We start from the raw sequence: 12694 nt of genomic DNA, 5'->3' as shown, positions 1-12694 counted from the left end.
TTAGTAAACGAGGTTGAATATAGCTTGATATGTAGTTATTGTGGGACAGAAGGATTAGAAGATAGCTGCTCTTTTTGTGGAACTAATTTAAATGTAAAAAGACCCAAACTAAAAGAATTTGTGGTCTTAGAGGACGTTGAGAAGTCTTTTAATGAACTTTCATGCTTTCATACGTATGATTTGTTAGCTTTACTGCGTTTAGTACGTAAAGAAAGGATAAAGGCTTATGATTTGATGCTAACGCTTAAAAATGTTGGTAAGAGCCCTCAAATTGACCATGTAATAATAAATTATTCAGAGGAGCAATATGGGCTTTATATGAAGCGTATGAAGGTTATAGAAGGTATTTTAATAGAGAGTATGAGTTATAAACCTCAACAAGTAGATGATAAATTGTTAGCGAAATTAGCTGAAAGGCTACAAAAAGAGCAGAAAAACAGAGAAGATATTGACATTGTTGAATGTAGTATAAAATGAGAAAAACCGCTCATGATTTGGATGACAGGCGGTTTCTCAAACATAGAAAGGGACTAATTCCTGCCACATAAAGAGAGGAATTAGTATGGAAAAAAGTGAAAATAATCTATCTTTAGGCAAGATGTTAGACAAAGCTAATAAAAAAACTCGATTCAAGAATATTCAAAATGAAAATTACTTAATCATGAAGAAATGGAATTTGCAAACGAATTGCAAGTTAAAGCTAAAAGAATGAAGCTTGTGCCTGATCGTAAAATCAAGAATAACACTTTTTTTGTTCAAATTATCCAGCATAATTTCAGCTATTTAAGAAAAGAAGGTTATCTAACTTTGGCTGAGAAAGGTTTTTTAGTAGATATTTCAGAGTTTGTAGGTTTTTCATCGAATTGTATAGTCGATGATGTGAAGAAGAACGACCCAATTTCTTTAAACCAATCTGATTTGGCTAGGGCTTTAGAAGAGGAAAGAGACATTATATTAAACAAAGATGTATATCATATACAGCTCAAAAACAGAAAAATTCCCCTATCTAATTGTTCAGTGAATTTTTCGGGGGAGTTTTTCTGTAACGCAATCTTATTTTTGATGATTTATCCATCTTGAGTAGTTTGCTCAAAGACTGCAGCTATTATGTAATGTTTTTATATTCCATAATACCCATAAAAAAAACAGAAATCCTCCCGGCGGTAGGAGCTTTTCTGTTTTTTAGTAAATACATATCAGTCAGGGAGGTGAACTGTTCTGCTTAAACTAAACAGTATGTTTCCTTCATTCTATGTAAATAAATCTAAAAGGTTTACATATCCATAAAATTAATTTTACTGGTTATATACAGTTAATGAGTTTTTTTTATGGTTAAAGAATATCCGGAGCATTTTCACTTTCTATACATATCTTAAAAGTATTAAGCATATAGGGGGTGAAAGTATGGGCTTTGGAGGTTATGGTGGCGGTTGCGGCTATGGTTACGGCGGAGGCGGCTGTGGTTTTGGTAGTGGTTTCGCTTTAATTATTGTGCTGTTTATTTTATTAATCATTATCGGTGCTTCTTGTTTTGGTGGCTTTGCCGGAGGTTGCTAATGTTTTAAAATTATTTTAATTTTAAAAAGCTAGTTCTATGCTAGCTTTTTTATTTAGGTTTGATCGGTGCAATATGTTCTAGTACAAGTAAAGAGAAAAATGAATACAATAAAGGGTTCTTCCAACGACTATGGAAGAACCCTTTTAAGGTAAATTCTTTTATCGACCATAATTTTGATTTTTGTTAGCAGAAGCTTGAGCATTTTGGCGTTTAACGTGCTGTACGTCAGTCTCACTAGCAAATTCCGTACCGTACTTGCCAGAAGATGTTTGAGCGTTTTTTTTGCTTCACATGTTGTACATCTGTTCCTGAGGCAGTCTTGTTGGAATATTTATTGTTTTCCATTACTATCACCTCCACAAGAATTAATATATCCAAGTGTTTGTTCAGTATCTTTAAAACATAAGTTTATCGTAAGATAATTCATGATTTTAGTTTTTTATCATGATATTATACTTAATGTAAAGAGAGATTCCAATCGTCTATATGAAAAGAAAAAGACAGGAATTTACCCTGCCAATTTAAATGTACACCCGTTTAGAATATAGATTTGATTTTACTAACGTTAAGAAAAGTTAAATTGATGGTTAAAAAAAGTTCAAATTCATTTCTAGGATTCTTTTAATTGTTTAATGAAATTTGATTTTGCATATTCAAACAGCTCTATATCTAACGCATTGTGATTTTCTATTTTCTTAATGATTTCAATAGGTACTTCATTAAGTGAAGGGCGAGATCTTGTCACATTCATCTTTTTATACTCAATATTTCCCCACTTAAATTTCTTCTTTAGTAACAGAAGCGATTCGTTAAACATTTCTGTTATTCCTACTAATTCAAATTCCATTAAGTTTTCTTTCGCTTTTTCTACACTTAGTTGAGATTCTCCCCCACAAATTTGTTGAGTTTGGCCATTTTTAGCTTGAGGGTCCCAATCAATGTAGTCTTCAAAAGACATATGTTTCATTTTCTCTTCATAGTACCCTGGATACGATTTTAAAAAATAATATAATGATACGACACGCTCAATCGGGTGACGCATCATACTAAAATAAACATAGGGCTTAGAAAAAATTTCATGTATTCCATAGAAGTGATGGCCGGATACTGCTTTTAGTGTTTTTTTATCTTCTTCTTTTAATTGGCTAAACTGTTTATTCATCTCTTCTAAAGGAATATGATCGTATATCTCATTTTTAGAGTAGGACCTTTTAAAAATATTATTAAGCGTTGTCCCTCCTGTTTTAGGAATGTGCATAAAGATAACAACTTTTCTCTCCATTCTAAAGTGTACTCCCTTCTATACGATAACCGCTTACAATAGTGAATGCTATCTATAAGTAATGATATATTATATGCATCTTTTATGATGAATAAGATTAATACGCATACATAAAGTGCAAATAGACGGTTTCTAAGGCATCCTTGCTATTATCTTTTGTCACTTAACCAGAGTGTCAAAAAATATTTTTCTCAGAGAAGAAACCAAAGTTTATGTGTTCAAAGTAAGATTCCATCAAATAGACAAACGTATTATTAAAAGCTGCCTCCCCTGTAAATTCCCCTTCAATTCTATATAAGATTGTTTATCAATAATAAATTCCTTCTGGCAACTAACCATAAAGTTTCGAAATTCAACATTTAATCATTAAAAATAAATTATAAAAGCAGCAGGGTTTTCTGTAATGCACAAAAAATCCTGCTGCTTTTATAGTTTAAGTTACATATTAACCGCCAAAAATCTTACTCCAGAATCCTTTTGGTTTTGAATCTAGATTTTCTTGGGCGGCCGCGATCAGTTTTTTTGTATCGCTAATTTCACGTATAGCACTAGTCAATTTTTCGTCTCGTTTTTCTAGGTTGTTTTCAATATATTTGTCTTGATGGTCTAGCTTTTCTGTAAGTTTCTTTATAAGACTTCCTTGTTCATCTAACCGCTGGATAAGTGCTAGTTGAAATTGCTCATCTTTTTCAGAGCGATTAAGCAATTCTTGAACTTTATCTTCAAGAGATTCTACTTTCTTCTCAAGATTCGATTGAACTTCAACTGCTTCGGGCACAATTTCACCTTGAAGCCATTGATTTATCATCTTATAGCTCCAATTTTGTTCTTGAATTCTTTTTTTTATTTCGGTTAATAAATCAATGTTTTGTTTGTTATATCTTCTATGTCCGCCTTCTGTGCGTTGAATTTGGAGGTTGAACTCTTTTTCATACAAGCGAATAAGATCCACACTTAATCCAGTTAGCTTTACTGTGTCTTTTAAAGTATAAACTACTTCATTCTCATTTTTTTCAAGCATTTTTCTAGAATTCTCCTTTCTATATAAAAATCTAGATGAACCTTGAAGTTGATATATCGATATTAACGGCGATTCTAGAATGTAGTTGTACGAGATATTATTCAAGCTTTACATTTCTAGTAAAATTCTATTAATTACTTTATATTCCTGTTTTTTATGTATATTTTTTCTTTTGTTTCACTAAGCTTCTTATTCTTCCTTTTCAATTCTAGATGAAAACATGAACTTTGCAAGAGTAAAACTGTTTATTTTAATCGTAGATAAATTACATATGTAGCTCAAAAAATAATTTAAGAGTCAACCATTGCCCCTCCTTAATTAGACTTTTGTTTTACCGGATGTCTCCAAAAAAATGAGCTTCATCAGTTAAGAAATATCTTTGATGATGAAAATTCAAATCCTTCCCTTTCCTATAATTGAAAAAACTAGAATGTCTATAGAGCTTGATGTAAAAAGGTTTTAGATAAATCTAGAATGTACTTTCTCTAGCTTTAAATCAAGATCTTTGTATACCATATTGAGTATTCTTTACAAAAGAATATAAGCGTTATATCCCTTCCTTTTATCAATCTATCGCAGTGATTTAATAAAATTCCTTTTTTTATTTATACAATTCTTATAGAAGTATTTTATTAATGTGAAACTAACATTAATTTTCTCTAAGTTATTTAGACCTTACAATGAAAGCTAGAATATAATGAACATTGATAATAAAGCATTTTTAAAGAATCTAGAGTAAACTTCCGCTAGAATTTAATCAAGAATAATAAATCTAATTAAATTCTAGATGATTTTGCAAGAAATCCGTTCTTATACAATCGAGGTATGGCCGTTAAACTATAGATTTATAATACATGGAGAAACTATTGCCATAACATTTCCCTTTTTAAAACAAGTAAATTCCAAAATGTGAACCGTGAAGTTTAACTAAAGTTCAACTTCACGTTTTTTTCTAAAAAGAACTAAAATAAAAATGAATTTAAGTTCAACCTATAAGGTGAAAATACTGATATAAAGGTATTTAATTAGGAAATAAGTTGAACTTAATTTCAAGAAAGTTTTTCATTTTGTTTTTAGATATCGCTTAAACCGATATAAAGCGTGGCGGCTAGACAATCCAAAGTAATAAATAATGTGTTCGTTGGAATATCCCTCATAAATTTTCTTTAGTATACAGCTGTTTCGAAAATGAGTAGATCTTACGATCGCTTTTATGCCAGAACGTTTAACTTCTCTTTCAATCATACGTTTTGTACCAATTACACTAATCCTTTTAGGTTGACTTAAACTGTAATCATACCAATAAACCATTTTTTGAGGGTGAAAAGAAATAAATAACGGATCATTTGTATAATCTCTAGGTCTAAATAACAAAGGGATCGTTGATAAATAATTATATATGATTTTCTTGTCATGTTTAGAAAGCTCCAAGGTGCGTTTTGTTTTATTATTGTCAATCGTTAATGTATTCTGTGCAAAGTTAATGTCTTTTATAGTTAAAGATACAACTTCATTAATGGTAAGACCGTAACGGAGCAGCAGGATGAATATAGAATGATTACGAGGTCCTATATATTTATGTATCTGTAACTGAATATCACTTAAATGTTCGTCACTTATAACTGAATCTAAAAGAATCAAAGTATCAGATTGAGTTATAAAATCAGTATCAGTTAATTCTCGTTGTTTTTTTGTTGTTGCTTGTAAAAGATCAATATCACTTGTGAGGTTATAATATTTCAACAATCCGTTTAAATGTGATGCTACACGTCTCAGATTAGCTTCTGACAAGTTTTTTTCTTTTAGATAGGTGAAGTATAATTCGTAATATTTCTTGTCTCCTGGCAAAGTTTCTGGAGGTATATTAGGGTGATAACGATTTAACCATTCAAAAAACTGCTTTAGATCATGCTTATACATTGAAATTGTAGAAGTTTTCTTTTTAGAATCGACTAAATGAGACAGGAAATCCTGAAGTAAAATAAAGTTATCCAAATAAGACACATCCGATCTTTTAGGTAAATTTAATATACTATTATTGTAACAAAAAATGATAACCAAGCTTACTAAATGTATTCTGTATATTAAATTTACCTATCCATAAAAAAACATGTAAAAACTAAGCCTTTAAAGCTCTGTTATTTACATGTTTTTTTCAATATTTAGTTTCTATTTAAAACTTTGCTTTGTAAAAAATCTTTATAAATCTTTTTTAATTCTTTATTTTTAAAGTCCTTAACAAGTCTTGGCTCTAGACCCAATTTTTCATGGTTTTTGAAGTCTTCTTTCATATTTCGAATGACTTCTTGTAAGCCAGCTTCTTCAGCTTTTTTTACTTCTTCTTCAGTGGGTTGATCTGAACTTAAAATCAGCATTCTTTTTAATTCTTGAAACTGAAGAAGCCTCTCTTCAAATTCTATTTGAGTTCCAACCTCTTCAAGGAACAATTCTTGCTTCTCTTTTAATGTAGACTCGTTAAAAGTTTCTTGTTTTTCTCTAGCTGCTACCATAAAATCTGGAACTAACTCTTTTTTTGCAATCTTTTTAGACTGAAGGAGCTTTGATTCGTGTGAAAGCTTGGCGTAATCCTTTTGAATCGCTTTTACTACGTAGGAATGAGGATGAGTAACATCTCCAGTAATCAAACGATCTTGTGTATATCTAATATTTCTTTCTAGATGTTCTTTTGTAAATTCTGATAAAAGCCACTCTATTTTTTCCGGTTTGACTCCTAAGTCCACTAAATCGTTTTGAACACTGTTTTCGTGATCTTCTAACTCCACTAAGTGTTGATTTAATTCTAGTTTTTTTTCTTTAATAGCGCTAGCATCATTCAACGCGGGTGAACTAGTAATGATAAATTCTATGGATGTTACTTTTCTACCGGTTTTTATTTCTACGAATTCAAAGTGGATATCCGTTTTATTATTAATTTCTTTTTGAGCTACTGCTAATACTTTACTTTTAAAATGGCCATACTGTTTATACTTAGTAGGTTCAATAGCTAAAAAATGACGTAATTCTTCAAGAGTCAGTTCCCTTTTTCGCAAGCGCTCATATTGCTTAAGCAGCTCATAAATACGAATGGAATAGACCGAATTGAGTCTCACTACATTCTCTAATTGATACGATGTGAATTTTTCCTTAAGCTCCAAAAACAGATACTTTAAGCTAGGATGAAATTGTAATGTTATGTATCCTTCGTTTTCTTCATAAATAGACGTAATTACCCAGTTGTAATTTCTTTGTCTGCCTTTTTCTTTTATCGTAAGAATTTTTGTTTGAAGGCCATTCACAATTTCTTTTAAATAAGAGTAAAAACCCGTTCCTTTCTTATTGCCTACGATTTCGATAAAGTCTTTAGCCCGAAATCTATAGGTCTTCAACGTTTCATCATTAGGCTGCACTTTAGAAGCCATGATTAAAAGAATTCTTTGCTCTTGTAAAGACAATTTATATGTACTCTCAATGAGGATGTTTGATTTAGTTACCCAATTTTTTATATTTATACTTTCCAGATCATATGGTTGAACGACAGTCGTTTTCTTCATAAAATCCCCCATATTTTTCTAAACTATCACTAAAATATCATAAAAGTGATACTGTGTAAATTGCATGTTAAATAGCAACCTGTCCTTAGAAATTAAATATCACGCAAAATTAGTGATACTTCATGAGGTTTGTTAACTTTAGAAACCTTACTCATTCTTGATTTATTAAACTCAATCTTCATTTTAACACGCAAAATTGGTGATAGTTGAGGCATGTCTGCATTTTCAACGCAAAATTAGTGATACTTAAAGCACATCTAGATTGTCCACGCAAAATTAGTGATACTTAAGCCATATTTGCATTTTTCACGCAAAATTAGTGATAGTTCGCGCAAAATTAGTGATAGTTTCACGCAAAATTAGTGATAGTTTCACGCAAAATTAGTGATAGTTCGCGCAAAATTAGTGATAGTTCGCGCAAAATTAGTGATAGTTTAGGCTTATAAACGTTGTAATATCAGTGTCTATGGGCTCTCTAAAACAATAAAACAATAAAACAAATATATAAAACAATATATAAAACAGTAAAACAACATAAGAAAGTAGCTGTTTTTTTACTTTATAACTTTAAAGATTAATAATTAAGTAAAGGAATCCATTTGTAGTGAGGTTTTTAGAATATTAGCAGTATATCCCAGCGAAGAAATTTTTAATCATATGTAAAGTAAAATACGGAGGTTTTATGAGGAGTTCACGAATTCTTATTGAATTATAAGATTAATAGACGGTATAATAGAGTCACCAAAACAGTGCGGAATATAAAAAGACTCCAACGTGTGCAAGTGGTGCGCCAACACCCTTACACCGTTAACCCTAAAACAGCTAGGGGAAACACCTGTCGAAGTCCTAATACATAAATTTAGTTACGCCTTTATTTTATCGGATAATTAGATTTATTTCAAGGGCGTAGTCTATCAAAAAATCCGACATCGTTTTCCTATTTCCTTGGGATGCGATGTCTTTTTTTGTTCCTGAAAAGGAGAGGATAGACTAATGTCTACTACGCGTATGCTTACGACAGAAGAATTTGATTATATGAAAAATTATCAGAGTTTCATCGAAAACCGTTCTCAACATCAATCAATGAAACGAAAATTACTTAAAGAAATTATCAACCTTTACGGAGAGAAATTTTACCGTCTCCACGAAGGAACTAGAAAAGCTTTAGACCGGCTTTGTTGGTTTGCTTCAGAAAAAGGATTTTGCTTTCCTGGTAGTACATACTTAGGTAAGACATACGAAAAGTCAAAAGGAACAATTGATCGTCATTTAAAAGAACTTCGAAAACAAGGGCAAATTGTTACTGTATATCGTCGCTGTCCTCGTAATAACGGAAAGGGAAATCCAGTACACTTATTTGTGAACCACCCTTTTTTTAATCATTGGGTTAAGTATTTACAGCTTGACTTAGAATCTAATGTTGAAGCAGATGTTAAAGCAGAAAATACTGAGAACGCTTGGGAGAGTAAGAATAAAGACACAAAAAAACAGTCTACCTATAATTTATCTTTAAAAGATTTAAATAAATATATACGTAATAAAGTGAATATTAAACTCTCGTCGGATTATGTACCGTCTTATATACCGAAATCTTTTAAAGATGCTGTAAGACCTTTCTTTTCATATGCAGACGATATTTATGAATTGTGGGGAAAAGTTCGGTTAGCCCACAAAATGAGCTGTTTAGAAAGGCCGTTAGAAGATGTAATTTCCCTCGCTATTCAAGCATTTAAAGAGACAGTTTTTGCTTATAAAAGAAATCGTATAAAGAATAATTTTGCAGCGTATTTTTTTGGAACAGTTCGGGGAATATTTGTTATTGAGCGTAGAAAAGAAGTTCAGCGAAACGGTGATAGTAAGCTGTTTTATAACTTTTTAGACTCCTAAATTAGAAAACAGATAATATTATTTATACATATTTTAAGTCAGAATGAGTGTTGTTACGATTTAACAACCTGAAAAACTTTATCTCTGTACCCAAAATAAGACGGGTCTATATACACATTTCTATTGGTACTTTACATATACTGTTACGATTTATTTTGTTATCAGAGGTGAGTAAATGCCATATGTTAATCGGTTTTTAACCAACGCTAATGGGGCTGTTACATTTACAGGAAACACTTTTGGCTTAAATAAGCAAGCCAATGCTAATGCTCCTGGAACAGCAGGATCAATAGGAACTTTTTTCAGTGTAAACCCAAGCTCCATAGATGGATCGTTTCCTACAGGGACTACGGCAAATTATCTGCAAAACTCTTCTAGTGCAGTTTTAAGGCTCCCATCTACCACTACTCAAATTCTTTATGCAGAATTAATATGGGGTGGAAGCTATCTTTATGGTGGAGAAGATGTTAGCGCAGCTTTAAATAACGCTGTAACTTTTATTACTCCTACCAGAACAGTTAGTGTACAGCCAGACACGGCTACACGTTTTACCTTAACAACTTCAAGCTTTTATTACGTGCGCAGCGCAAATGTGACAAATTTGATTTCTCAAGCAGGGATGTATGCAGTATTAGGAGTTCCAGGAACACAAAGTACAACAGAAAACAATGCCAATGCAGCTGGATGGACATTGGCCGTAGTGTACGCTGACCCTTTACAAAAATCTCGTAACTTATCCATTTTTGTTGGGGCAGAATTAACAAGTTCAGCTACGGGAAGCTCTACGGCAGCTGTAACTGGATTTGGTACGCCTATTACAGGAACAGTAAATGGTAGATTATTAGTAAGTGCTATTGAAGGGGATTCAGCTATAGTAGGTGATCAGCTCCAATTTGGCCCTACGGTTGCAGCATTGCAACCAGTTTCGGGACCGAATAACCCTATAAATAACTTTTTTGCTTCTCAAATTAATAATGATAGTGGTGTATTAGATACAAGTGGACAATTTGGCAGTTTAAATAGCACACCGGGAGGCAGCTTATCCGGTGCGAGGCAGGGGTGGGATATTACCAATATTGATGTCTCAGCTCGTTTATCAAATAACCAAACCAGTGCCGTTGTACGTGGAACGACGAGTGGAGATACTTACGTTATTAGTACTTTAGCCCTCCAAGTAGATATTAATGCACCTGTTTTAAATGTATCAAAGTCTGCTAATGTTACATCTGCTCGAACAGGAGATATTATTACTTATACAGTCCAAGTAAGTAATACTGGTACAGCTTCGGCTAATGTTTTAATAGCTACAGATCCATTGTCTTCAGCAACAACCTTCATTCCTAATAGTTTGCAAGTGGATGGCGTTACTCAGACAAATGCAGATATCCGAAATGGTCTGTCACTTGGTACATTGAGTATTAATCAAACTCGGGTTTTGACATATCAGGTTAGGGTAGCTGGTCCCCTAACATCAGTCTCTTCTCTTGGTAATCAAGTCTTTATTAATTACCAATTTGAAAGTACACCAGGAAATGTATTAACAGGATCAGGTGCTTCGCCTGTCAATAGTGTAACAGCTATTAACACGCCTCCTACAGTTCCTAATTATACTGTTACAAATCCAGAGGATACTGTAGCAATTGGGACAGTCATTGGCAGTGATATTGATGGGAATCCTCTAACTTATCGTGTTGGTACGAGGCCGACTAATGGAATAGTAACTGTTAATCCTAATGGCCAATTTGTCTATACCCCAAATTTAAACTTTAACGGAACGGATCAATTTACAGTTATTGTAGACGATGGGCAAGGAGGAACAGCTACCTCTGTAGTTACCATAATCAATACGCCTGTAAACGATAATCCTGTTACTCAAAATTATGCAGTTATCACTAATGAAGATACCCCTTTAGTTGGTCAGATACAAGCTACAGATGTAGATGGTAACTTACTTACCTTCCAATTACAATCTCCACCCACAAACGGAACAGTTATCGTAACTAATAGTGGAGCTTACACGTATACCCCAAATTTAAATTTCAACGGAAGCGATCAGTTTACCGTGTTAGTCTCAGATGGTCAGGGAGGCACGGCGGTTTCGACAGTAACAGTGACAGTAACGCCGGTGAACGATGCACCGACGGTGCCAAACTACACGTTCAGCACGCAAGAAGACAGCCCTGTGGTAGGAGCAGTAGTAGGAACCGATGTGGATGGAAACACTCTTAGTTACCAGTTGCAAAATAGGCCAACAAATGGAGTTGCCGTAGTAAATGCAAATGGGACATTTAGTTATCAGCCAAATCTAAATTTTAATGGAAGTGATCAATTTACAGTATTAGTCTCAGATGGCCAAGGAGGAACGGCGGTTTCAACGGTAACCATCAACGTCATCCCCGTAAACGATCCCCCAATTACGTCTAATGTCAGTTTTACGATTGCGGAAGATAGCACGTTAATTAATCGAGTAGTGGCGGTAGATCCTGACGGAGACCCGTTAACGTTTAGCCTGCAAACAACGCCAGGCAACGGAGTGGCCGTGGTGAATGCGGACGGAACGTTTAGTTATCAGCCGAACCTGAACTTTAATGGGACGGATCAGTTTACGGTATTGGTGTCGGATGGCCAAGGAGGAACGGCGGTTTCAACGGTGACGGTGATTGTTACACCTGTAAACGATGCACCGACGGTGCCAAACTACACGTTCAGCACGCAAGAAGACAGCCCTGTGGTAGGAGCAGTGGTAGGGACCGATGTGGATGGAAACCCTCTTAGTTACCAGTTGCAAAATAGGCCAACAAATGGAGTTGCCGTAGTAAATGCAAATGGGACATTTAGTTATCAGCCAAATCTAAATTTTAATGGAAGTGATCAATTTACAGTATTAGTCTCAGATGGCCAAGGAGGAACGGCAGTTTCAACGGTAACCATCAACGTCATCCCCGTAAACGATCCCCCAATTACGTCTAATGTCAGTTTTACGATTGCGGAAGATAGCACGTTAATTAATCGAGTAGTGGCGGTAGATCCTGACGGAGACCCGTTAACGTTTAGCCTGCAAACAACGCCAGGCAACGGAGTAGCTGTGGTGAATACAGACGGAACGTTTAGTTATCAGCCGAACTTGAACTTTAATGGGACGGATCAGTTTACGGTATTGGTGTCGGATGGCCAAGGAGGAACGGCGGTTTCAACGGTGACGGTGATTGTTACACCTGTAAACGATGCACCGACGGTGCCAAACTACACGTTCAGCACGCAGGAAGATAGCCCTGTGGTAGGAGCAGTGGTAGGGACCGATGTGGATGGAAACCCTCTTAGTTACCAGCTACAGGTTGCACCAGTAAATGGAGTAGCCGTGGTGAATGCAGATGGAACATTTAGCTATCAACCCA

At 34.2% G+C, this 12694-nt stretch carries 9 protein-coding genes and 1 pseudogene; 5 read left to right on the top strand and 5 right to left on the bottom strand.

The window, feature by feature from the left end:
- Positions 1-24: 24 nt before the first annotated feature.
- The 3 genes from LJC66_RS08000 to LJC66_RS07990 all read left to right on the top strand — a co-directional run bounded on the left by LJC66_RS08000 (position 25) and on the right by LJC66_RS07990 (position 1557).
- A complete protein-coding gene (locus LJC66_RS08000; protein ID WP_230932246.1) occupies positions 25-477 on the top strand; it encodes a hypothetical protein in 453 nt (150 codons plus the stop codon).
- Positions 478-669: 192 nt separating this feature from the next.
- Complete coding sequence (locus tag LJC66_RS07995) at positions 670-1080, top strand: hypothetical protein (protein WP_230932245.1); 411 nt, start codon at positions 670-672, stop codon at positions 1078-1080.
- A gap of 324 nt (positions 1081-1404) precedes the next feature.
- Entirely contained in the window at positions 1405-1557 is a 153-nt protein-coding gene (locus LJC66_RS07990; RefSeq protein WP_088568305.1) for a YjcZ family sporulation protein, read from the top strand.
- A 171-nt stretch (positions 1558-1728) separates the two neighbouring features.
- Here LJC66_RS07990 and LJC66_RS07985 read toward each other — a convergent pair.
- The 5 genes and pseudogenes from LJC66_RS07985 to LJC66_RS07965 form a co-directional block, all read right to left on the bottom strand.
- Positions 1729-1903 (bottom strand): annotated as a pseudogene (locus tag LJC66_RS07985) (gamma-type small acid-soluble spore protein); the annotation flags it as partial.
- Positions 1904-2168: 265 nt separating this feature from the next.
- Positions 2169-2840, bottom strand: coding sequence for a sulfotransferase family 2 domain-containing protein (locus LJC66_RS07980; RefSeq protein WP_088568392.1), 672 nt, complete (start codon positions 2838-2840; stop codon positions 2169-2171).
- Positions 2841-3285: 445 nt separating this feature from the next.
- Positions 3286-3861, bottom strand: a complete 576-nt coding sequence (locus LJC66_RS07975; RefSeq protein ID WP_060746195.1) for a MerR family transcriptional regulator — start codon at positions 3859-3861, stop codon at positions 3286-3288.
- 1062 nt (positions 3862-4923) lie between these two features.
- Positions 4924-5865, bottom strand: a complete 942-nt coding sequence (locus LJC66_RS07970; RefSeq protein WP_230932244.1) for a tyrosine-type recombinase/integrase — start codon at positions 5863-5865, stop codon at positions 4924-4926.
- A gap of 158 nt (positions 5866-6023) precedes the next feature.
- Positions 6024-7412 (bottom strand): replication initiation protein, encoded by a 1389-nt coding sequence (locus LJC66_RS07965; RefSeq protein WP_230932243.1) that lies wholly within the window; start codon positions 7410-7412, stop codon positions 6024-6026.
- A gap of 993 nt (positions 7413-8405) precedes the next feature.
- On the opposite strand from LJC66_RS07965, the gene LJC66_RS07960 reads away from it, so the two are divergent.
- Complete coding sequence (locus LJC66_RS07960; protein ID WP_230932242.1) at positions 8406-9299, top strand: helix-turn-helix domain-containing protein; 894 nt, start codon at positions 8406-8408, stop codon at positions 9297-9299.
- 175 nt (positions 9300-9474) lie between these two features.
- Positions 9475-12694, top strand: a 3220-nt coding sequence (locus tag LJC66_RS07955) for a tandem-95 repeat protein (RefSeq protein ID WP_230932241.1), incomplete at its 3' end; no start/stop codon positions are given.

This window comes from Priestia sp. TSO9, from assembly GCF_021029645.1.
GTDB lineage: Bacteria > Bacillota > Bacilli > Bacillales > Bacillaceae_H > Priestia > Priestia megaterium_E.
The sequence above is the reverse complement of the archived record's forward strand: the minus strand, read 5'-3'. Positions and strand labels throughout refer to the sequence as shown.

Coding starts and splice junctions, on each gene's coding strand:
- LJC66_RS07995 (WP_230932245.1), top strand. CDS start 670: ATGGAATTTGCAAACGAATTGCAAGTTAAAGCTAAAAGAATGAAGCTT.
- LJC66_RS07990 (WP_088568305.1), top strand. CDS start 1,405: ATGGGCTTTGGAGGTTATGGTGGCGGTTGCGGCTATGGTTACGGCGGA.
- LJC66_RS07975 (WP_060746195.1), bottom strand. CDS start 3,861: ATGCTTGAAAAAAATGAGAATGAAGTAGTTTATACTTTAAAAGACACA.
- LJC66_RS07960 (WP_230932242.1), top strand. CDS start 8,406: ATGTCTACTACGCGTATGCTTACGACAGAAGAATTTGATTATATGAAA.
- LJC66_RS07980 (WP_088568392.1), bottom strand. CDS start 2,840: ATGGAGAGAAAAGTTGTTATCTTTATGCACATTCCTAAAACAGGAGGG.
- LJC66_RS07965 (WP_230932243.1), bottom strand. CDS start 7,412: ATGAAGAAAACGACTGTCGTTCAACCATATGATCTGGAAAGTATAAAT.